Source organism: Brevundimonas sp. AVps7, assembly GCF_058681545.1.
Window position 1 is genome coordinate 223,608 of sequence record NZ_CM178742.1, and the last position, 21,211, is coordinate 244,818.

Here is a 21,211-nt window from a genome sequence, read left to right on the forward strand (position 1 = left end):
CGCCTGACCGTCACATGAACAGGAAGTAATCCCGTTGGACGAGGAAGCAAGGCGACGCTAGAGCACAGGCATGGCGATTGGCGTATTCGATAGCGGCGTGGGCGGTCTGACGGTCCATCGCGAACTGACCCGGCGGTTCCCCACGCGGGACTTCGTCTATCTGGCGGATCAGGCCAATGCGCCGATCGGGTCGAAGACCGGCGAGGAGATCGTCGACATCACCCGCAACGGCTGCGAGCGGCTGTTCCAGGCCGGGGCCAGCGTCATCGTCCTTGCCTGCAACACGGCCTCGGCCGTGGCTTTGCGCAGGCTGCAACAGACCTGGGTGCCCGAGGCCTCGAAGCGTCACGCGCGGCCGGTCAATGTGCTGGGCATTATCGTCCCGACCATCGAGGCGGCCACAGGCCTGCCTTGGACCTATGAGGCCGAACGGCGCGGCGACAAGGTCGAGGCCATCGACATCACCGGCGTCTTCTGCACGGCCGCCACGGCGATCAGCCGGGTCTACGAGATCGAGATCGACAAGCGGCGCGAGGACCTGGCGGTCTTCTCCGAGCCCTGCCCGGGCCTGGCCGGCCTGATCGAACTCGGCGCCCCGGCCGAGGAGCTGACGGTGGTGATCGGCGACCACGTCGACGCCCTGCGCCGCCGCATCGGCCGCCATCCGGACAAGGCGATCCTGGGCTGCACCCACTATGAGATCGTGGCCGACATCTTCGCCAGACATCTGCCGCCGGGCACGCCCCTGATCCACCAGCCGACGGCGGTGGCCGATGCGCTGGAGCGGTATTTCGAGCGGCATCCGGAGTACGATCTGGGCGAGACCGGCCGTCGCGACTTCCTTACCACCGGCAAGACCGGCCCGCAGTCGGACATGGTGAGCCAGTTCTGGGGCGCGCCGCTGAGTTTCGAAGCGGCCTGACTTGACGGATCGGGGTTCCCGGCGCCCGATGCGGGCGGGAGGACCGTCCATGATCCGTTTCGCCGCCTTGCTGGTCACGGCCTGTGTGGCCGCCGCCGCGCCTGCCTCCGCCGAAGTCGTCTCCCGGTCCGCCGACGGGTTCACCCTGCGTTTCGCCGTGGGCGTCGAGGCCGCGCCGGAGGATGTGGTCTCAGCCGTTTCCGAACTGCCGCAGTGGTGGGACCCGGCCCACACCTACACAGGCGACGCCAGTAACCTGTCGCTGGCCTTCCAGGAAGGCGGCTGCTGGTGCGAGAAACTCGCCGACGGGACCGTCTTCGAACACGCTGTGGTGACCGGGATCACAGCGGACCGGGTGACGATGAACGCGGCGCTGGGCCCCTTGCACGACAAGGCGACGAAGGCTGAGCTGACCTTCGGGTCCGGGCCGGAGAACCGGGGTCGGCTGGTCACGATCGACTTTGTGGTCGAGGGTCCGGGCCTCGGCGTCATGGCCGACGGTGTGAACATCGTGATGGACCAGGCGTTCGACCGCCTGATCCATCAGATCGAATACGGCGAACCGCCTCAGCCCTGAAGCGCGGTCTCCGAGGCCGCGATGCGGCTGGCGGCGTGGACCACCGAGGCGATCCGCAGGGCGGTCTGGACCTGGGCGGCGGGGACGCCGTGCTTGCGCAGTTCGCTCTCGTGAGCATCCATACAGGCGCCGCAGCCGTTGATGGCCGAGACGGCCGTGGACCACAGTTCGAAGTCCATCTTGTCCACGCCCGGATTGCCCAGGATGTTCATTCGCAGGCGCGCGGGGATGGTCGTGTATTCCTGGTTCTTCATCAGGTGCAGCGAGCGGTAGTAGATGTTGTTCATGCCCATGATGGCGGCCGCGGCCTTGGCGGCGGTCATGGCCTCGGGCGACAGCTTCTCGGCCGCGGCGGCCTCGATGGCCGTCACGACCGGGGCGATCCCGATGGCGTGTGCGGAGGCGAGGAAACAGCCCCATTTCTGCTGGTCTGTGAGCACGGTCTCGGAGGCGAGGGAGCCGAGGTTCAGCGAGATGTCCTTGGCGTAGGCGGGCATCAGATCGCGGAGGGTGTCGATGGACATGATTTTTCTCCTTCGGAGAGGTCGGCTACCGCTCGACGCGCGGCGTCTCGCTACTTGAGCCGAAGGGGATCACAGGGTGCTGGCACGCGTCCGCGCTCAAGCAGCGAGCGACCGCGTCGCGAGCGATAGCGCCCCAAATAAACAAAGCGAGCGGCGACGGCATCACTGCCGCCGCCCTCACATACGGCCTTAGGCCGCGAGCGTCTCGCCGCCCACGGGGCGGTTGCAGGCGCACAGTTCGTCGGTCTGCAGGGCGTCGACGACACGCAGGGTGTCGGCCGGCGCGCGACCCACGTTCAGGTTGGTGACATAGACGTGCTGGACGACGTTATGCGGGTCGACGACGAAGGTGGCGCGCAGGGCGACGCCTTCTTCCTCGTTCAGGATGCCCAGCTGACGGGCGAACTTGCCGCCGTTGTCGGCGAACTGCCAGATCGGCAGCTTCGACAGATCGGCGTGGTCGCGGCGCCAGGCCAGTTTGACGAACTCGTTGTCGGTCGAGCCGCCCAGGACAACCGTGTCACGGTCTTCGAAGTCGCGGGCCAGCGAGGCGAACTCGGCAATCTCGGTCGGGCAGACGAAGGTGAAGTCCTTCGGATAGAAGAAGATGACCTTCCACTTGCCTTCGAAGGACTCGTTGGTGACGGCCTCGAAGGCCGAGACGCCGTTTTCTTCGTGGGAGTTGAAGCCCGGCTTCACGCCGATGACTTTGAATTCAGGCAGTTTTTCGCCGACGCCGAGCATGGGGTATCCCTTCCGGAGATGAATAGAATGTCGTTGTGCGCGGTCGCCGGGGAGGGCCGACCGCAGGTGCGAAATGGCGGTTGCGCCGCACAAAGTCAACCGATAGAACGCCTTCTGACCATAGATAATATCTATGAATTCGAGAGAGGCCGCCTATGCTCCCGACCCTTCGCCAGCTCCAGTATCTGAAGCTTCTGTCCGAGCACGGGTCATTCAGCCGCGCTGCGGAAGCGGCCCACGTCAGCCAGCCCGCATTGTCGTCGGGCGTGCAGGAGCTGGAGCGGGTCCTGGGCGCGCCGGTGGTCGAGCGCACGCGAGGAAACGTCCAGCTGACGGCCGTCGGGGCCGAGGCCTGTCGTCGGGCCGAGGACGTGCTGGCGCGAACGGAGGACCTCGTCGAGGCGGCGAAGAATGCCGGTCGCCCGCTTTCAGGGCGGCTGCGGCTGGGCGTTATCCCGACCGTGGCGCCGTTCCTGTTGCCGGCGACCCTGCCCGGACTGAAGGCGGCCTACCCGGCGCTGCGCCTGTTCATCCGCGAGGACCTGACGCCACGCCTCATCGCGGGGCTGAAAGCGGGTCAGCTGGACTGCGCCGTCATCGCCCTGCCGTATGAGGCTGCGGGGATCGAACACGCGCGCATCGGCGACGATGAAATCCTGGCTGTGGCGCCCGTCGGGCATGTGCTGGCCGCCCCTGGCGACATCCAGCCGGGGGCGCTGAAGGCCGAGGATCTGATCCTGCTGGAGGACGGCCACTGTCTGCGTGACCAGGCCCTGGCTGGCATCGACATGGAGGCCCCGCGCGGCGAGGACGTCTTTGCCGCTACGTCGCTGCACACCCTGGTGCAGATGGTCTCGTCGGGGCTGGGGGTGTCGTTCCTGCCGGCCATGGCCGTGCGCGCGGGACTGGCCGACGACAAGGGCGTCGTCATCCGGCATTTCGCCGCCGAGGCCCCGCGCCGCGAGATCGTGGTCGCATGGCGCTCGGGCTCCAGTCGGGCCGCCGAGGCGCGACTGCTGGCCGAGGCCATGCGGCTGGACTGAGCGCAAAGAAAAAGGGCCGGCGCTTTCGCGACCGGCCCTTCGTTCAGTGTGACGGGAAGGATCAGCCCGCCAGGTTGCGCAGCACGTAGGGCATCACGCCGCCGGCCTTGAAGTAGTCGAGCTCGGTCTGGTTATCGATGCGGCAGCGGACCGGGAAGCGGGCCATCTTGCCGTCCGACGGGCGGAACAGCTCGACCCACAGGTCCTGACGCGGACGCAGCTTGCCGACGTTGACGTCCGACAGGCCGCGGATGGTGACGATCTCCTCGCCGGTCAGGCCCAGCTTGGACCAGCCGTCCGCCTTGAACTGCAGCGGCACGACGCCCATTCCGACCAGGTTGGAACGGTGGATACGCTCGTAGCTCTCGGCGATGACGGCGCGGACGCCCAGCAGGCGCGTGCCCTTGGCCGCCCAGTCGCGCGACGAGCCGGTGCCGTATTCCTTGCCGGCGAAGACGACCAGCGGACGACCCTCCGACTGGTAGCGCATGGCGGCGTCATAGATCGACATCGTGTCCTGCGACGGGAAGTGCTTCGTCACCCCGCCCTCGATGTCCGGCGTGATCTTGTTGCGGATGCGGATGTTGGCGAAGGTGCCGCGCATCATGACTTCGTGGTGGCCGCGGCGCGCGCCGTAGGAGTTGAACTCCGCGGATTCGACGCCGCGGTTGATCAGGTACTGGCCTGCGGGGGATGTTTGCTTGATCGAACCGGCCGGGGAGATGTGGTCGGTGGTGATCGAGTCGCCGAAGATGGCCAGGACGCGGCCCTCGACGATGTCGGTGACCGGGGTCGGCTCCATCGACAGACCCTCGAAGTAGGGCGGGTTGGCGACGTAGGTGGAGGCGGCGTCCCAGTCATAGGTCTGGCCGCCTTCGACCGAGATGCCCTGCCAGTGCTCGTCGCCCTTGAAGACGTCGGCATAGCGTTTGGCGAACATGGCCGGGGTGACCGACTTCTTCTGGATCGCAGCGATCTCGGCGGAGGTCGGCCAGACGTCCTTCAGGAAGACGTCCTTGCCCTTCTTGTCCTGTCCCAGGGGCTGGGTCGTGATGTCGATCCGCATCGAGCCGGCCAAGGCGTAGGCCACGACCAGCGGCGGCGAGGCCAGGTAGTTGGCCTGGACGTCCGGGTTCACGCGGCCTTCGAAGTTGCGGTTGCCCGACAGGACGGAGGTGGCGACGATGGCGTTGTCGTTGATCGTCTGCGAGATCGCCGGGTCCAGCGGGCCCGAGTTGCCGATGCAGGTGGTGCAGCCGTAGCCGACCAGGTTGAAGCCCAGGGCGTCCAGTTCCTTCTGCAGGCCGGCGGCCGTCAGATAGTCGGTGACGACCTGCGAGCCGGGGGCCAGCGAGGTCTTGACCCAGGGCTTGGTCTTCAGACCCAGTTTGTTGGCCTTCTGGGCCACCAGACCGGCGGCGATCAGGACCGACGGGTTGGAGGTGTTGGTGCACGAGGTGATGGCGGCGATGACGACATCGCCGTCGCCCAGGTCAAACTTCTCACCGGCGACGGGGAAGCGCGGCGCGTCGGTCGGGCGGTTGAAGACGTCGCCGAGCGCGGTTTCGAATGCCGGGGCGGCGATGGTCAGTTCGACCTTGTCCTGCGGACGCTTCGGGCCGGCCAGGGACGGCACGACCGTCGAGATGTCCAGTTCCAGAACGTCGGAGAAGATCGGGTCTTCCGAGGTTTCGTCGATCCACAGGCCCTGGGCCTTGGCATAGGCCTCGACGAGGGCGACGCGCGCCTTGTCGCGGCCCGTTGCGGTCAGATAGCCGATGGTGGCGGCCGAGACCGGGAAGAATCCGCAGGTGGCGCCGTATTCCGGGGCCATGTTGGCGATGGTGGCCTGGTCCTCGATCGTCATGTTCGGCAGGGCGTCGCCGAAGAACTCGACGAACTTGCCGACCACGCCCTTCTTGCGCAGCATCTGGGTGACGGTCAGCACCAGGTCGGTGGCCGTCGTGCCTTCCGGCATGGCGCCGGTCAGCTTGAAGCCGATGACCTCCGGGATCAGCATCGGGATCGGCTGGCCCAGCATGGCCGCTTCGGCCTCGATGCCGCCGACGCCCCAGCCCAGGACGGCCAGGCCGTTGATCATGGTGGTGTGGCTGTCCGTGCCGACCACGGTGTCCGGATAGGCGACGGTCGCCTTGCCCTCGGCCACGGTCCAGACGGTCTGGGCCAGGTTTTCCAGGTTCACCTGGTGGCAGATGCCGGTCCCGGGGGGGACGACGCGGAAGTTGTTGAAGGCCGAGGAACCCCAGCGCAGGAATTTGTAGCGCTCGATGTTGCGCTCGTACTCACGCTCGACGTTCTGGCCGAAGGCTTTTGCCGTGCCGAAATTGTCGACCATGACCGAGTGGTCGATGACCAGGTCGACGGGGACCAGCGGGTTGATCTTGGCGGCGTCGGCGCCGAGCGCTGCCATCGCATCGCGCATGGCGGCCAGGTCGACCACGGCGGGAACGCCGGTGAAGTCCTGCATCAGGACGCGGGCCGGACGGAAGGCGATCTCGTGCTCGACCGAGCCCTTGTTCTCGATCCAGGCGGCGACGGCCTTCAGATCGGCCTCGGTGACGGAGACGCCGTCTTCGTTGCGCAGAAGGTTCTCCAGCAGAACCTTCATCGAGCGCGGCAGACGGTCGATCCCGGCGAGACCGGCTTCCTGCGCGGCCGGAAGGCTGTAATAGGCGTATTTCTTGCGCCCGACGGAGAGATCGCGACGGGTGGAAAGGCTGTCGACTGACGGCATGGGAGAGGTCCTCTGGTCAAAGCCGCCCGGACATCCGGTTGCGCCGTCTCGCGGTCTACGCAGGGGCTCACAGGTCCCTTGCGCGCGCGGCGACAGCCTGCTGCGGCGACCGCGCATATAGCCGTGGTTCGGGGGTGCGTCCATGTATCCACGTCCTCTGTGGGGACATTGAGAACTGGTCGCAAGATGATCGGCCTGCGGACGTGATTTCCACCCTGTCTGTCACCGGCCTCAGCCTCACCCGGGGCGAACGCACGCTCTTCAGCGCCCTGTCGTTTGCGGCGGCGTCGGGGGAGGCTGTGGCCCTGACCGGGGCGAACGGCGCGGGCAAGACCTCGCTGCTGCGCGCCGTGGCCGGATTCATCCGTCCGGAGGCCGGGGAGATCGCCTTCCGCGACGCCGACGACGAGGCGATCGAGGCTGATCTGGCCCGCGCCCGCGAGATGCATCTGCTGGGCCACCTCGACGGGCTGAAAGGGCAGCGGACGGCGCAGGACGAGCTGACGTTCCAGTCCCGATGGCTCGGACACAGCCATCACGGCATTGAGGAATCGATCGAGGTTCTGGGTCTGAGGCCGCTGCTCGACCTGGAGGTGCGCAAACTGTCGGCGGGTCAGAGACGTCGGCTCGCCTTGGCCCGACTGATCGGATCGCCGCGCGCTCTCTGGTTGCTCGATGAACCCTTGAGCCCGCTGGATGCGAAATGGCGCGAGGCGGTCGGGGAGATGATGGCGCGGCATCTGGCGGGCGGCGGACTGATCCTGGCGGCGGTGCACGATCCCCTGCCGATTCCGACCCGGCCGCTGGATCTGGGAGCGGGCCGATGAGCCGGGCCATCTTCCTGTCGACACTGGCGGACACGCTGTTGGCCCTTCGTCCAGTCGGACACATCCTGCGTGTCGCCATCGACGGCCCTCTGGCGTCCGGCAAGACCACCCTGGCTGACGAACTGGCGGCGACAATGGCCTCCGCCGTCCCCGTTATCCGAGCCGGCCTGGACGGCTTTCACCGACCACGCGCCGAACGTTACGCACGGGGAAGGACATCGCCTCTCGGCTACTACGAGGACGCTCGCGACTACGGGGCGATCCGACGCGAGCTTCTGGACCCGTTGGGGCCGGGCGGGTCTTGCCGCTATCGGACGACCATCTTCGATCTCGCCGCCGATCTGCCGCTTGATCCGCCGCTCGCGATCGCCGCGCGCGATGCCGTCCTGATCGTCGAGGGAACCTTCCTGCAACGCCAGGAGTTCGACGGCGCCTGGGACGCGGTCGTTTTCCTGGACATTGATCCAGACACCAGCCTGGCGCGCGGAATGGCGCGGGACGCGGCCGCTCTGGGCGGCTCCGAGGCGGCCCAGGCCCTGTATAGCCAGCGGTACCTGCCCGCCTGGAAAATCTATGTCGACAGCCGCGAGCCGCGTGCACGCGCAGACATCGTCGTCGACCACCACGATTTAGACCATCCGGTGATGTTGCAAGGCGCTTCCTCATGAGCCGCGCCGCGTCCGTTTTATTCCGGCGCGAGCTGGCCCTTGCCTGGGGCGGGGGCGGCGGGCCGCTGCTGGCCTGCGGCTTCTTCGCCTGTCTGACGACGGTCGTGCCACTGGCGGCGGGGGGCGATCCGAACGTGCTCAAACCCGTGGCGGCGGGGATCGCCTGGCTGGCCCTGGCCCTGTCCAGCCTGCTGTCGCTGGAGCGGCTGTTCGAGCGGGATCTGGAGGACGGGGCGCTGGATCTGCTGGCTACCGGGCCGCTGCCGCTGGAGGCCGTGTTCGCGATCAAGGCGATCAGCCAGTGGATCGCGACGGGACTGCCGCTGGCCCTGACCGCGCCGGTGGCGGCCCTGGCGCTCGGTCAGTCGATCGAACTCGCGCCGCTGACGGCGCTGTCGGCCTTGATCGGAGGTCTGGGGTTCGCCTTCACCGGCGCTCTGGGCGCGGCCCTGGCCCTGGGGGCGAAGCGGGGCGGACTGCTGATCGCGGTGGTGGTGCTGCCGCTGTTCATTCCGCCCGTGGTGTTCGGATCGGGCGCGCTGGACCGGGCGGCGGCGGGACTGAGCCCGCTCCCGGCGCTGGCGCTGCTGACGGCCTATGTACTGTTCGCGGCCGTCATCGCCCCGCCGGCGGGCGCCGCGGCGATCCGCAGCGCCCAGGGGTAGTCAAAGACCTCTAGCGGACCGAGGCGTAGGTGGTCAGCGTCTGCTGCAGACGGCCGTGCTCGCGCGCGTTCATGCACCGCGGGGCGGACCAGGTTTCGCCGGTGGCGCGGGCCTGAAGCGCCTGTTCGGCGGTCACGAAGGTCGGCGGCGCGCCGTGCTCGCGGCGGAAGGCGCTGCGGGTGGCGGCGTCATTGGCGCACATCATCACCACGCGCTGGGCGCCGGCGGGCGCCTCGGTCGGCAGCCGGGTCTGGTGAGCCAGGGCGGGTGCGGCGACGGACGCTGCGAGCGTCGCGACGGCGGCGATGGTGGTGAAACGGTTCATGGCGGGCTCCTCCTCAAGACCCGAAAGATGTCTGGGTTCGGAACAATAATGCGCGCAATCGAGCCTCTGTAAAGAAAATAAGACAACTCTGCTGCAAACGGATGAAATTGACGATGGCTCGCAATCACGGACAAGGGGTTTTGGCGCCTTTCACGCGTCTGGCGCGTTGTGATCCTCCGTGAAGCGCCTTCTCCCCAACTCCCTGAATTTGCCATCGAACTGGCAGGACGTGCGAACCCGCGCCCTCGTCCCGGCGGGCGTGAAGGTGCGGGAATGGCGTGACTGGGTCGTCGACAACGATCCGGTCTACGGTTCCTTCCGCCGCCCCGGCCGGACGGAAAAGATCGCGGCCTCTGTCACCCTGCTTCTGATTCTGGCGGTGGCCGTCTTCGTGTTGCTGTTCGACTGGAACTGGCTGAGGGGGCCGGTAGGTCGCTGGGCCTCTGTGAAATACGACCGCGAGATCGCGCTGCAGGGCGACCTCGATGTGAACCTGTTCAGCTGGACGCCATCGGTCATCGTCAATGACCTGAAGTTTGGCGGGCCCGACTGGGCGCGTGAGGCAGACACCGCCAATGTCGAGCGGATCGAGGCCCGGTTCCGGCTGAGGAAGCTGTTTGCGGGCCAGATAGAAATGCCTCTGTTGGCCATCACGCGCCCGAACGTCGTGCTGATCTCCACCGAGGACGGGCGCCAGAGTTGGGAACTGGAACCGGACAAGCCGGACACCGGCGAGGGCATGAAGCTGCCGCTGATCAATCAGCTGATCATTCAGGATGGACGGATCTCGCTGGACGCGAGGGACCGCGACATCACTCTGGAAGCCGCGATTTCGGCACGGGAGGCGGCCAGCGAGGCCGACGGCGCCTCGGGCTTCACCCTGACCGGCGAGGGTTCGGTCAACGGCTCACCCCTGACCCTGAAGATCGAGGGCGGCGCTTTCGTCAACATCCGGCGGAACCGGCCCTATCATTTCGAGGCGACCCTGGCCGGCGCGCGGTCGAGGCTCATAGCGGACGGCGCGATCACCCGTCCGTTCGATCTGGGCCAATTCACGTCGACGCTCACCCTGCAGGGTCAGGACCTCAACGACCTTTATCTGCTGACGGGCGTGACCCTGCCCAACACACCGCCCTATCGCCTGTCGGGCGCCCTGACCCGCAACGATGCGGTCTGGACATTCAACGACTTCACCGGCCGCGTCGGCGCATCCGACCTGTCGGGCGACATGACGGTCGATGCCGGCGAGCGTCTGCGCGTGGAGGCGGCCCTGTCATCCCGTTTGCTCGACATCGACGACCTGATGGCGATCCTGGGCGCCGACACGCGCACGAACGTCGCGGGTACAAACACGACGGTCGTCGCGTCCGGGTCCGGGCCGGGCATGCTGTTGCCGGACGGGACCCTGCAGGTCAATCGACTGCGGACGATGGACGGGACGCTGACCTATCGCGCCGCCAGCGTGAAGGCGAACGATCTGGACATCCGTCGCGTCAATCTGGGCGCTGTGCTGGAAGGCGGGATCCTCGATCTCGACCCGGTCGCGTTTGACTTCAATCGCGGCGAATTGAATGGCACGGCGAGGATCAATGCGACGCGCGACATGCCCTATAGCGCCGTAGACTTCCGCCTCGCGGGCTATCCACTGGAGTCGATCATTCCGGCGACAGGCGGCGTCGCACCGGTCACCGGTCGAGCCTTGGGTCGCGCACGTCTGGAGGGGCCGGGAAACTCCATTCATCGTTTCGCCGCCGGCTCGAAGGGTTCGATCAGCCTGGTCGTGCCGCAGGGCGAGATGCGGGCCGCCTTCGCCGAACTGTTGGGGGTCAACGCCAGCGCAGGACTGCTGAAACTGTTCAGCGGCGACCAGTCGCGCAGCACGATCCGCTGCGGCGTCGCCGACTTCGAGGTGACCAACGGCGTCGCCCGCACAAAGACCTTCGTCGTCGATACGGACGTCGTGCTGGCGCACGGGAGCGGAACGATCAACCTCGGAACCGAGACCCTGGATCTCAAGATCGACGGCGAGTCCAAGAAGCCGCGCCTGTTGCGTCTCTGGACCCCGATCAGGGTCCGCGGCCACCTGTCGGCCCCGAGCGTGAGCGCCGATGTAGGCCAGTTGGTGGCCCAGGCAGGGCTGACCGGGCTGCTGGCCGCCGTCGTCGCGCCGGTCGCAGCCCTGTTCGCCTTCGTCGATCCCGGTCTGGCCCAGGACGCCAACTGCGGCTCGCTGATCGCCAATGCGAGGTGAGGCCGGACGGCGTGTGCCTGCGTATCTGACATCACACCGTCAGTGAGAGAGCCGACCCGATGACCAGAAGAGGCCTGTTCGCCCCCGCGCTCGGCGCCGTGGTCGCGTCGCTCGCCGCCGCCTGCAGCCCGTTGGGCATGCTGAACGCCGTGGCTCCGCGCGATCGGGGCGTGAGGCGCGTGGCGCGCGATCTGGAATACGGCGTTGATTCGCGCCAGAAGTTCGACATCTATGCGCCCGGCGCCGCCAATGCTGCCTCGCCCCTGCCGGTGCTGGTCTTCTTCTACGGCGGCGGCTGGGATTCGGGATCGAAGGACCTTTACGGCTGGGCGGCCCAGGCCCTGGCGGCTCAGGGCTTCGTCGTCGCTGTCGCTGACTATCGGCTCGTGCCCCAGGTTCTGTTCCCGGTCTTCGTCGAAGACGCGGCCGCCGCTGTCGCTCGGGTGTCCGAGGTCGCAGCGCTCTACGGCGGCGACCCGGGACGTCTGGGCGTGATCGGCCATTCGGCGGGCGCACATCTGGCCATGATGATTACGCTGGACCGGCGCTACATGGCCGCCGTCGGTCAGCCCGATCTTATCAGGGCGGCGGCAGGGCTGGCCGGGCCCTATGACTTCCTGCCGTTCGACGTGGCGTCCTCGATCAACGCCTTCGGCCAGGCGCCGGACCCTCTTCAGACCCAGCCTCTGCATTTCGCCCGCGCCGACGCCCCTCCTCTGTGGCTGGGGCACGGGACGGCCGACGTCATCGTCCACGACGAGGACACCATCCTGCTGGAGGCGCGGATGCGCGAACTGGGCGGGCGTTGCGAGGCGAAACTCTATCCGGGCCTGAGCCATGAGGATCTGATCGCGACCTTCTCGCCCCTGTTCCGCAAGAAGGCGCCGGTGCTGGCCGATGTGTCTGACTTTTTCCATCGAATGCTGGGCGGGCAGTAGCCAGACCGTGCGGGACGCGGCATCGTCGAGCCACGCTTCCGGAGGGCTCCATGCGTTTTCTCGCCACGGTCATCGCCGCCTGTCTTTTCGGTACGCCGGTCCTGGCCCAGGACGCGGTGAACTCCGCCTATGAGGCGGCCCTGGCCGAGACGCCGACGCCGGCCTTGCTGCGCATGTCCCAGGAAGACTGGACGAAGTGGTGGACGGAGTATCCCGATGAGCGGGCCGACATGGAGCAGTCGCGGCTGGAGGAGCTGCGGGCGATACTGGCGCGTGATCGCTCGATACGGGCAGACCGTCTGCCGATCGCCAACCTCGCCACGGTGTGCGTGAAGACCGGACTCAAGAACTGCGACATCGAGAACAGCGGGTCGCTGACGCTGGCTGAGGGATCGATGATCTGGTTCCAGCAGCAGACGGGCCATACCGACGAGGACGGGACCAGCACGGCCATGGTTGTGCTAACGGCGGAGGGCGATCGGTTGAAACCCGTCTTCTGGCTGGCGGGGCAGATCGGGGTGATGCCGCTCGAGACCTACCGCGATACGGACGGCGAGCGCGAAGGCCCGACCTATGTGGTCGTGCCGGCCTATGGTCAGGGGACGAGCAACCAGTGGGTGGGCTCGATGTTCCGCTGGAACGGGGCGAACGCAGCGCCGACAGAGATAGACGCCCAGAGCTGGCTGATCGCTTTGCACGAGGCCTTGCCTGAGGGTCTCGGCGTCTGGAAGGGACCGCAGTTCCACTGGGCCTGGCTGTCTGCGGAATCGCCACTGTGGCAGGATAGCGACGCCAACTGCTGCGCCACGGGCGGTGAGGTCTATGTCGGGATGAAGATCGAAGGCGACGCCCTCGTATCCGACAATGTCACCGTCGATGACGCGATCCTGAACGTCGCGATGACCGTCGAGCCGGAGGTTCTGAACTGGGTGTCCCGCCGCGAGCATTGCGAGCACTGGCAAGGCGAGGAGCCCTACGACGACGCGCGGCGGGCCGAGATCACGGCCAATGTCGAGCGGCTGAAGTGCGCTGCTCTGGATGCCGAGGAAGCCAGCTTGCGGACGGCTTACGCCGAGAACACCGCGACCTTGTCGCTGTTGAACCGGGCCAAGGCCGATTAGGGGCGCGGCCGGTCGGGCCGCGCCGCCGCGCCCGTAACGGTTCGAAAGGCGTGTTGAAGCGTCACAGTCTCGCCAGCGCCATGATCCTCGGCTAGAGGAGGTCATGACAGAACAGAAAAACGGGGCGCTTTCGGCGCCCGAGGCGCTGGATCGCCTCGAACACCTCTACACCCAGTCCGTCGCCGCGCTGCGGGACGCCGTCCGGACCTTCCTCGCCACCGGCGAGCGGGCGGACCCCGAGGCCCGGGCCAACGGGCTGTTTTCCTACCCCTCGCTGAAGGTCAGCTGGTTCGGCGATCGGCCGACCAACCTGCCGATCCGGTCCTATGCCCGGATGTCGCGCCAGGGCGTCTACTCGACCACCGTCACCCGACCGGACCTGTATCGTCCCTATCTGATGGAGCAGCTGACCCTGCTGCAGCAGGACTATGACGTGACGTTCGAGGTCGGCCCGTCGGAGCAGGAGATTCCCTTCCCCTATGTGCTCGACGGATCGGACGTGGTGCTGAACCCGTCGCAGACGGCGGCCATCGCGCGATACTTCCCGACGACGGACCTGGCCCATATCGGCGACGAGATCTCCGACGGCCTGTTCGATCTGGACGAGGACTTCCCCCTGTCGCAGTTCGACGGGCTCAGAACGGACTTCTCGCTGGCGCGGCTCAGGCACTACACCGGCACGCCGGTGGAGCATGTCCAGTCCTATGTGCTGTTCACCAACTACAACCGCTACGTCGACGACTTCGTGCGTTGGGCCTGCGAGCAGCTGAAGGACCCCAACAGCGCCTATGAGACCCTGTCGTGCGCCGGCGGCGTGGTGATCACGCGCGAGACGGCGGACGCCGATGCGGTGATGGACGCGGCCTGGAAAAAGCACCAGATGCCCGCCTATCACCTGACCGCGCCGGGCCACAACGGCATCACCCTGGTCAACATCGGGGTGGGACCGTCGAACGCCAAGACGATCTGCGACCACCTGGCCGTCACCCGGCCGCACGCCTGGATGATGATCGGCCACTGCGGCGGCCTGCGTCCGTCCCAGACGATCGGCGACTACGTCCTGGCCCACGCCTATCTGCGCGACGACCATGTGCTGGACGCGGTCCTGCCGCCGGACATCCCGATCCCCTCGATCGCCGAGGTCCAGCGCGCCCTCTATGACGCCGCCAAGCTTGTTTCCGGCGCGCCGGGCGAGGAGGTCAAACGCCGCCTGCGCACCGGCACGGTGGTGACCACCGACGACCGGAACTGGGAGCTGCGCTATTCCAAGTCGGCGCTGCGCTTCAACCAGTCGCGGGCCGTGGCCATCGACATGGAGAGCGCCACCATCGCGGCCCAGGGCTATCGCTTCCGCGTGCCCTACGGGACCCTGCTGTGCGTCTCCGACAAGCCGCTGCATGGCGAGATCAAGCTCCCCGGCCAGGCGAACCGCTTCTATGAAGGCTCGATCTCCGAGCATCTGCAGATCGGGATCCAGGCCATCGACCTGCTGCGCAAGGAAGGGGCGAGCCTTCACTCGCGCAAGCTGCGCGCCTTCGACGAGCCGCCGTTCCGGTGATTGGTCCGGCTCGTCCGGACGAAAAACACCCTGACGAAACGGACGAAACGGACGAAATCTCCTTTCCTCGGCGACAGGCGAAAGCCCGGCTCGCGAGCATTATGGCCCGGCTGAACGGGGCGCCTGGTAAAAGGCGCATCGTTAGAGCCGGGCTTTGAATTCAAAGGCGGATTCGGGGGATGTGTTGATGGGTATGGAGCAGAAAACCCTCTCCCGCCGGGAGAGGGCTATGGTTTCCGGAACAGGTAGAGGCCGAAGCTGAGCCAGGGTCGGCCGAAGTCGAAGGTGGCCTTGGTCAGGTCGGCGCGTTGGCGGATCGACGGGGCGGACGGGTCGTTGGGGTTGGCGTCCAGCCAGTCCCGGACCCGCGCGTCAGCGCCGTCGAAGAAGGCGTCCCAATCGGCGTCCGGTGCGATTTCGGCCGAGATGACGACCAGCCCGGCGCTTTGCGCCGCCGCAAGCCAGCCTTCGTGGGTCGCATAGTCGCCCGCAGCGCCGATCACCTGACGCAAGGGTTCCGGCGGTTCGCCCTTCCACGTCAGGTCGCCCCATAGAAGCCAGCCGGGCGAGGTCAGCCGGTCGGCCAGTCGGGCGAAGATTCCGGTCGCCGACCGGATGCCCGGGCCCGCCGGTTCGGTCGAGCCGAGGGCGACGATCAGGTCGGCCGGAGCGAGGCGGTCGAGCGCTGTGGCTGACCCTTCCGCGACCACCGTGACCTTGTCGGCGACGCCTGCGGCCCCCGCCCGGTCGCGGATCATGTCCGCCATGTCGGGATAGCGTTCGATCGCCTGCATTCGCAGGCCGAATGCGCGCGCGAGGGCGATCGAGACCCCGCCCGCCCCGGCGCCGATGTCCAGAGCCACCGACCCTTCAGCGAGGCCGGTCCGGGCGACGAGGGCCAGGACGGCGTCGAGCATCACGGGGTTGGCGACCTCGAATCCGGCATAGGCGATGCTGTGGTAGGTCGGGGTCATCCGCCGGTTCTAGCCGAGGCGATGCCGGTGCGCATCCGGCAGACAAAAAGAACTTTACATCACAAAGTAGATATGGGATCAGGGCTCATCAACCACGGACAAACCGCGATGACCGCCACGACCTTCGAGCCCGTTTCACTCGTTTCCGGCCAGCCGACGCTCGCCGTCGCGGCCGGACGCAACCTGATCGCCGCTGGCGCGATCTTCGGCGCCGCCAATCTGTTCCAGTGGGGCGTGATGACCGGGAGCCTGCACCTGCACCCGGCGATGCTGTCCCTCAGCTGGCCGGTAGCGGTCGCCGCCTTCATCATCACTGTGCGACGGCTGCGCAGCGCGGGCGGAGAACCGGCAAGGCGGGCCGCGTCCTGGTCGCGCTGGGCGATCCTGTTCCAGATCGCGGCGGCGGTATCGCTCGCCGTCGTCTCCGGCCTCACCCGGAACTGGGCCCTCATGATGTGGATGTCCCCGGTCGGTCTCGCCTTCTACGGCGTCGCGTGGACCGTAGCAGCGTTCCGCGGCGGGCCGGGCTGGATGGTCGCCGTCGCCGCCGGCTCTCTTTGCGGAGCGATGGGAGTCGCCGCGCTTGTCGGTACGCCGACCCAGTATCTGGCCTATGCCTACGGCCTGGTTTGCGCCGCCCTCATTCCGGGTCTGGTGCTGGCCTCCGGCCGCGCCCGCTGACACAGAACACGAGCTGGAGAGACCCGTCATGACCGATCCGCACAACGACACCGCCGACATCGCCTGGCTGCGCAGTCTCGCCGAAGAAGGCGCGAAGACACCGCCTCATGGCGGGTCCATCCTGTGCGCGGCCGGACTGATCTGGGGCACGGCCAGCGTCGCGCACTGGCTCATCATCACGGGCCTGCTCCCGGTCGATCCGGCGGGCTACGGATTGGTCTGGGGCGTCGCTCTCCTCGTCTTCTTCGCCACGCTCTTCGTGCTGACCCGTCGGCTGAAGGCCCAGGGCGGAGTGGAGACCGCCGCCAATCGCGCCTTCGGCAGCGTCTGGTCGGCCTTGGGATGGGGCATTTTTTCGCTGTTCACGTCCCTGATGTTGCTCGACGTCAGCCAGACGGGCGAGGTGAATATGGCGGAATGGTCGCTGGCCATTCCCTCGATCATCATTGCTTTCTACGGCATGGGCTGGGCCGTCTCCGCGACCATGCTGCGCCAGCGCATGCTCTGGGTCCTCGCGATAGCGTCGTTCATCGCGGCCCCCTTGCTGGCACTGCTCGCGGGCTCGACGGCCCAATATCTGGCCTATGCCGCGGCCCTCTATCTGCTGATGGCCCTGCCCGGCTTCCTGCTGATGCGCGCCGCGAACCGGGGCTGAGAATGGCGGACGATTTCGACATCGGCCGGATCGACGACGTCATCCACGGGCGGGTCCGGCTCGGCATCATGGCTGCCCTGTCCGGAGTAGAGAGCGCCGACTTCGGCACCCTGAAAGCGCGACTCCAGACCACCGACGGCAATCTGTCGGTCCATCTGAGGAAGCTGGAGGAGGCCGGGTTCGTGGCCGTGACCAAACGGTTCGTGGGTCGAAAGCCCCTGACCGAGGCCTCGATGACCGAGACGGGCAGGAAGGCGTTCCTCGCCTATCTGGACGCCATGGCCGGGCTGGTCGGGCCGCGCTGAAACCCCCTATAGGGAGGCCATGACCTCCCGCATCCACGCCTTCGACGCGCTCGACAATTTCCGCGACTACGGCGGTTACGACACCGCCGCGGGCCGGGCGCTGAAGACCGGACGGTTGTTCCGCTCGGCGCATCAGGCCTCGGTCTCGGAGGCCGATCTCGAAAGGCTGGCGGCGCTGGATCTGGGCGTCGTCGTCGATCTGAGACGGCCCGTCGAGCGTCGTCGACAGCCGTCGAAGCGGGCCGGCAACTTCACCGGTCAGGTGTTCGAGAGCGATCTGGATGAGCGGGGCGAGGCGCCGCACATCACCTTTCTCAAGACCGCCGACCTGACCCCGGATTCGGGGCGTCGGTTCATGACGGCGACCTATCGCGAACTGCCCTTCGCCCCGGCCCACATCGATCTGTTCAGCCGCTATTTCCATGCGCTGGGCGAGACCGACCGGCCGGTGCTGATCCATTGCGCCGCGGGCAAGGACCGGACAGGCATGCTGGCGGCCCTGACGCATCATCTGCTGGGCGTCGGTCACGACGACCTGATGGAGGACTACCTCCTGACCAATACGGCGGTCGATCTGGTCGGCCGCGCGCCGGCCATCGCCGAACAGCTGAAGGGGTTCACGGGACGCGACGCCTCGCACGACGCGGTGGTCGCCTTCATGGGGGTCGAGCCCGCCTATCTGGACGCCGCCATCGACGCCATCACCGAGCGGTACGGTTCCATCGACGGCTATCTGGAACAGGGGCTGGGCGTCGATGCGGCCCTGCGCGACCGGATCGCGGAACGGCTCGCGGCCTGACCATGACCGTCCGCGTCGTCAGGACTCTGGACTGGGTCGAGCCCCTCGCCGTCGCGGCCGGGCTGGCGCATCGGGAGGGCGCGCTGTGCCTGTTGTCCGACGGCGGTCCCAATGGCGGGCGCTCCTGGGTCGCCTGTGACCCCGATCAGATCGTGACGATGCGAATGGAGGCGGACAGGCCCTTCGCCGCCCTGGCCGGGGAGGGGATGGACCGGTTCGTGGTCGGGCTCGCGACCTATGACGCCGGGGCTCGCCCCGCGACCGGGGACCGGGGGGCGTCGCCGGGCGACTGGCCGGATCTGATCCTGGCGCGCTACCCGGCCATGCTGGTCTTCGACCATGAGGCAGAAACAGTCTCGGCTGTCGGGTTGGGGCAGGAAGAGGTCGAGGCGGCCGAGGCCGCGGACGAGGCCGTCGGGTGGATCGGTCAGTCGACGCCGGTCACGCCCGGTGGGGTTCCTGCCGCGCGTTTCGAACCCGAGCGGCCGGCGCGCGACTACACAGACGCCGTCGCCGATGTCGTGGCACGGATCGCGGCCGGGGAGCTGTTCCAGGCCAATATCGCCCGGGCCTGGGGCGGCGTGCTCGAACCCGACGTGGATCCGTTCGCGGTGTTCGTCCGGCTGGCGGCGGGGACGGCGCCCTACAGCGCGTTCTGGCGGGTCGGCGACCGGGGGCTGGTGTCGAACTCGCCCGAGCTGTTCCTGACCTTCGACCCACAGACCCGGCGGATCGAGACCCGGCCGATCAAGGGGACGCGTCCCCGTGATCCGGACGCCGCCGTCGACGCCGCCAACGCCGCAGACCTGATCGCCAGCGCCAAGGATCGGGCCGAGAACCTGATGATCGTCGACCTGATGCGCAACGACCTGTCGCGGGTCGCGAAGCCGGGTTCGGTCGTGGTCGAAAAGCTGTTCGAGCTCGAGAGCTTCGCCACCGTCCACCATCTGGTCTCGACGGTGAGCGGCGAGGCCGAACCGGGCGTCGGCCCGGCCGAGGTGCTGGCGGCGTCATTCCCGCCAGGATCGATCACCGGGGCGCCCAAGCATCAGGCCATGCGGGTGATCGCGGGTCATGAGGCGCCGCGCGGGCCATGGTGCGGCAGTCTGTTCCTGCTGGACGATGACGGCGCCCTGACGGCCTCGGTCCTGATCCGCACCATCGCCTTCTGGCGCGAGGGCGAGGTCTGGGCCTTCCGGACCCTGGCCGGGGCGGGGATCGTGGCGGACAGCGATCCTGCTTCCGAGCTTCAGGAGACGGACGTCAAGATCGCGGCGATCCGACAGGCCCTGGCCGGCTAGCAGTTGGTGCAGGTGATCGTGTTCACCAGCCGCGGTCGCAGCCAGTAGGTGTGGCTGAACTGCTTGGTCCCGAGGACCTGGTTAAGCGGCGAGACATAGTCGTAGGTCCCCTCGCTCATGATGATGCTCTCGCCGTTCTCGATCAGGCCGGCGGGAACGGTCACGATCCCCGTGCGCACGGTCATGCCCTTGCCCCGGCTCCAGGTCACCCGCGCCACGCCGTCGGTTCCCCGGGTGATGGCGGTGACGCGCAGCTTCAGCGCACTATCCGGGAAAGGCGCGAGCACCAGGCCGCCGATGGCGAAGGTGTCGTCGATCAGGTCCGCATCGACCGTCTGGTACTGGGCCACGATGTCGGCGACCTGCGACGTCGAGTGACCCATGCGGCGCTGGGCCATATAGGCCTGACAGAATTCGGCCAGACCGAAATAGATCAGGATCAGCACGGGGGCGAGCAGGGCGAATTCGACGGCCGACACGCCGGACCCGTCGCGGCCGAACCGGCGCAGGAACCTCAGGCTGGCCGAGCGATGCAGGTTCACGGATTCGATCCGCGATAGGGCTCGTTGCGGAAGGCGGTGGCGACAGAGATCACGGCGGCGCCGGAGTTCAGCCGCGACATGGCCTGCTGCATGAAGGGCGTGACCAGAGGCTGGGAGTACCAGACACGGACGAGCATCAGATCGCCGGGTTCGCCGATATCGTAGTCGAGGTCGCCGGTATTCATGACGCCGTTCCGGATCGGACTGTCAGGCGTGCCGTCGCTGAAGCGGGGCATGATCCGCACGTCGACGTCCGCGCGGGATATGCAGTCGCCTTCGAACACGCTCATCTGGGCGCACAGGGCGGTCTTGAACTGGGCGTCGGTGACGGCCTCGGTCTCGGCGCGTCCGGTGCGAACGAGCCGGCTGGCGCTCAGCACGGCGTTCTCAAGCGTGGAGTCGATCAGGAAGACCAGGCCGAGTTCCAGCACCGCGAAGATCATGAAGAAGAACGGGGCCGCGACCATGGCGAACTCGACCGCCGCCGCGCCTTCGCGACGGGGGCGGACGGCGGCCCGGCCGCGCCTGCGGAACAGGGACCGGGTCATGGATCAGGGGGTCGGGGTTGCGGCAGAGGCGGTGGCGGGCCCCGAGACATTGCGGATGCTGGGGGCGCAGGAGGCGGCGCAGGCCATCTCGGTCGCCTGGGCGCCGCGCCATACGCGAACGGAGCCGGTCGATCCGCCGGTGACGACGATCTCGCCCTGGAAGATGGTGCGGCCGACGCCGTCCACAGCGACGACCTCGGTCACGCCATAGCCCTTGCCGGTAATGAACAGGGTGTTGGCGTCCACCACCGTCACGTCGGCGATGGCCGGGTTGCCGACGATGACCGAGGCGGCCGATCCCGTCAGGCCGATCCGGGCGGAACGGTCGATCTCGACATTCAGTGTCTGGGCCTGAGCGGCCCCGGCGGCCAGCAACAGGCCGGCGAGGAGGGCGGGGCGCAGCAGGGCGGCGATCGATCCGGCCATGGGTATGTGTCCTTGTAGCTCTGAACGGGCGCGCGCGAGGGCGAGACGCGAAGATCGGCCGG

Annotated in this window: 23 protein-coding genes; 15 read left to right on the forward strand and 8 right to left on the reverse strand. The window is 67.5% G+C overall.

From position 1 onward, the window contains the following. Window positions 1-70: 70 nt before the first annotated feature. Both ACW17Y_RS01185 and ACW17Y_RS01190 read left to right on the forward strand, forming a co-directional pair. Window positions 71-922, forward strand: a complete 852-nt coding sequence (locus ACW17Y_RS01185) for a glutamate racemase (RefSeq protein WP_492036961.1) — start codon at window positions 71-73, stop codon at window positions 920-922. A gap of 49 nt (window positions 923-971) precedes the next feature. After that, window positions 972-1,499: an SRPBCC family protein gene (locus ACW17Y_RS01190; protein ID WP_492036962.1), complete on the forward strand. Its 528-nt coding sequence runs from the start codon at window positions 972-974 to the stop codon at window positions 1,497-1,499. On the opposite strand, the gene ahpD is transcribed toward ACW17Y_RS01190, so the two are convergent. Both ahpD and ACW17Y_RS01200 read right to left on the reverse strand, forming a co-directional pair. Further along, window positions 1,490-2,023 (reverse strand): alkylhydroperoxidase, AhpD family, encoded by a 534-nt coding sequence (ahpD, locus tag ACW17Y_RS01195; RefSeq protein ID WP_492036963.1) that lies wholly within the window; start codon window positions 2,021-2,023, stop codon window positions 1,490-1,492. The genes ACW17Y_RS01190 and ahpD overlap by 10 nt on opposite strands. Window positions 2,024-2,212: 189 nt before the next feature. Next, entirely contained in the window at window positions 2,213-2,767 is a 555-nt protein-coding gene (locus ACW17Y_RS01200) for a peroxiredoxin (RefSeq protein ID WP_309628606.1), read from the reverse strand. A 155-nt stretch (window positions 2,768-2,922) separates the two neighbouring features. Between ACW17Y_RS01200 and ACW17Y_RS01205 the strand changes: the two genes are divergently transcribed. Continuing rightward, window positions 2,923-3,810: a hydrogen peroxide-inducible genes activator gene (locus ACW17Y_RS01205; protein WP_492036964.1), complete on the forward strand. Its 888-nt coding sequence runs from the start codon at window positions 2,923-2,925 to the stop codon at window positions 3,808-3,810. 61 nt (window positions 3,811-3,871) lie between these two features. Here the strand turns inward: ACW17Y_RS01205 and acnA are convergent, their stop codons facing one another. Next, on the reverse strand, window positions 3,872-6,565 hold the full coding sequence (acnA, locus tag ACW17Y_RS01210) for an aconitate hydratase AcnA (protein WP_492036965.1): 2,694 nt from the start codon (window positions 6,563-6,565) through the stop codon (window positions 3,872-3,874). Between the two features lie 203 nt (window positions 6,566-6,768). Between acnA and ccmA the strand changes: the two genes are divergently transcribed. From ccmA to ccmB, 3 genes are read left to right on the forward strand one after another with little or no spacing between them, the layout of a single operon-like run. Beyond that, on the forward strand, window positions 6,769-7,392 hold the full coding sequence (gene ccmA / locus ACW17Y_RS01215; protein WP_492036966.1) for a heme ABC exporter ATP-binding protein CcmA: 624 nt from the start codon (window positions 6,769-6,771) through the stop codon (window positions 7,390-7,392). After that, complete coding sequence (locus ACW17Y_RS01220) at window positions 7,389-8,060, forward strand: nucleoside/nucleotide kinase family protein (protein ID WP_492036967.1); 672 nt, start codon at window positions 7,389-7,391, stop codon at window positions 8,058-8,060. The genes ccmA and ACW17Y_RS01220 overlap by 4 nt, the downstream gene beginning before the upstream one ends. Next, on the forward strand, window positions 8,057-8,725 hold the full coding sequence (gene ccmB, locus ACW17Y_RS01225; RefSeq protein WP_492036968.1) for a heme exporter protein CcmB: 669 nt from the start codon (window positions 8,057-8,059) through the stop codon (window positions 8,723-8,725). The genes ACW17Y_RS01220 and ccmB overlap by 4 nt, the downstream gene beginning before the upstream one ends. Before the next feature lie 10 nt (window positions 8,726-8,735). Here ccmB and ACW17Y_RS01230 read toward each other — a convergent pair whose 3' ends face one another. Then, window positions 8,736-9,050, reverse strand: coding sequence for a hypothetical protein (locus ACW17Y_RS01230; protein WP_492036969.1), 315 nt, complete (start codon window positions 9,048-9,050; stop codon window positions 8,736-8,738). Between the two features lie 178 nt (window positions 9,051-9,228). On the opposite strand from ACW17Y_RS01230, the gene ACW17Y_RS01235 reads away from it, so the two are divergent. The 4 genes from ACW17Y_RS01235 (at window position 9,229) to ACW17Y_RS01250 (ending at window position 14,918) form a co-directional block, all read left to right on the forward strand. Continuing rightward, the gene (locus ACW17Y_RS01235; protein ID WP_492036970.1) at window positions 9,229-11,301 is read left to right on the forward strand and encodes an AsmA family protein; all 2,073 of its coding nucleotides are present in this window, start codon (window positions 9,229-9,231) and stop codon (window positions 11,299-11,301) included. Window positions 11,302-11,360: 59 nt separating this feature from the next. Beyond that, window positions 11,361-12,239, forward strand: coding sequence for an alpha/beta hydrolase (locus tag ACW17Y_RS01240; RefSeq protein WP_492036971.1), 879 nt, complete (start codon window positions 11,361-11,363; stop codon window positions 12,237-12,239). A 50-nt stretch (window positions 12,240-12,289) separates the two neighbouring features. Then, on the forward strand, window positions 12,290-13,360 hold the full coding sequence (locus tag ACW17Y_RS01245) for a hypothetical protein (protein WP_492036972.1): 1,071 nt from the start codon (window positions 12,290-12,292) through the stop codon (window positions 13,358-13,360). Between the two features lie 103 nt (window positions 13,361-13,463). Further along, a complete protein-coding gene (locus tag ACW17Y_RS01250) occupies window positions 13,464-14,918 on the forward strand; it encodes an AMP nucleosidase (RefSeq protein ID WP_492036973.1) in 1,455 nt (484 codons plus the stop codon). Between the two features lie 227 nt (window positions 14,919-15,145). Here the strand turns inward: ACW17Y_RS01250 and ACW17Y_RS01255 are convergent, their stop codons facing one another. Then, window positions 15,146-15,892, reverse strand: a complete 747-nt coding sequence (locus tag ACW17Y_RS01255; protein ID WP_492036974.1) for an SAM-dependent methyltransferase — start codon at window positions 15,890-15,892, stop codon at window positions 15,146-15,148. Between the two features lie 108 nt (window positions 15,893-16,000). On the opposite strand from ACW17Y_RS01255, the gene ACW17Y_RS01260 reads away from it, so the two are divergent. From ACW17Y_RS01260 to ACW17Y_RS01280, 5 genes are read left to right on the forward strand one after another with little or no spacing between them, the layout of a single operon-like run. After that, window positions 16,001-16,573, forward strand: a complete 573-nt coding sequence (locus ACW17Y_RS01260) for a hypothetical protein (RefSeq protein WP_492036975.1) — start codon at window positions 16,001-16,003, stop codon at window positions 16,571-16,573. 28 nt (window positions 16,574-16,601) lie between these two features. Further along, the gene (locus ACW17Y_RS01265) at window positions 16,602-17,228 is read left to right on the forward strand and encodes a hypothetical protein (RefSeq protein WP_492036976.1); all 627 of its coding nucleotides are present in this window, start codon (window positions 16,602-16,604) and stop codon (window positions 17,226-17,228) included. A 2-nt stretch (window positions 17,229-17,230) separates the two neighbouring features. Further along, window positions 17,231-17,533, forward strand: a complete 303-nt coding sequence (locus ACW17Y_RS01270; RefSeq protein WP_492036977.1) for a winged helix-turn-helix domain-containing protein — start codon at window positions 17,231-17,233, stop codon at window positions 17,531-17,533. A gap of 19 nt (window positions 17,534-17,552) precedes the next feature. After that, on the forward strand, window positions 17,553-18,332 hold the full coding sequence (locus ACW17Y_RS01275) for a tyrosine-protein phosphatase (RefSeq protein ID WP_492036978.1): 780 nt from the start codon (window positions 17,553-17,555) through the stop codon (window positions 18,330-18,332). Window positions 18,333-18,334: 2 nt separating this feature from the next. Continuing rightward, window positions 18,335-19,633, forward strand: coding sequence for an anthranilate synthase component I family protein (locus tag ACW17Y_RS01280; protein ID WP_492036979.1), 1,299 nt, complete (start codon window positions 18,335-18,337; stop codon window positions 19,631-19,633). On the opposite strand, the gene ACW17Y_RS01285 is transcribed toward ACW17Y_RS01280, so the two are convergent. From ACW17Y_RS01285 to ACW17Y_RS01295, 3 genes are read right to left on the reverse strand one after another with little or no spacing between them, the layout of a single operon-like run. Continuing rightward, window positions 19,630-20,175: a TadE/TadG family type IV pilus assembly protein gene (locus tag ACW17Y_RS01285; RefSeq protein ID WP_492036980.1), complete on the reverse strand. Its 546-nt coding sequence runs from the start codon at window positions 20,173-20,175 to the stop codon at window positions 19,630-19,632. The genes ACW17Y_RS01280 and ACW17Y_RS01285 overlap by 4 nt on opposite strands. Continuing rightward, window positions 20,172-20,723, reverse strand: a complete 552-nt coding sequence (locus ACW17Y_RS01290; protein ID WP_492036981.1) for a TadE/TadG family type IV pilus assembly protein — start codon at window positions 20,721-20,723, stop codon at window positions 20,172-20,174. The genes ACW17Y_RS01285 and ACW17Y_RS01290 overlap by 4 nt, the downstream gene beginning before the upstream one ends. Window positions 20,724-20,726: 3 nt before the next feature. Beyond that, complete coding sequence (locus ACW17Y_RS01295) at window positions 20,727-21,149, reverse strand: pilus assembly protein N-terminal domain-containing protein (protein WP_492036982.1); 423 nt, start codon at window positions 21,147-21,149, stop codon at window positions 20,727-20,729. Window positions 21,150-21,211: the final 62 nt, after the last annotated feature.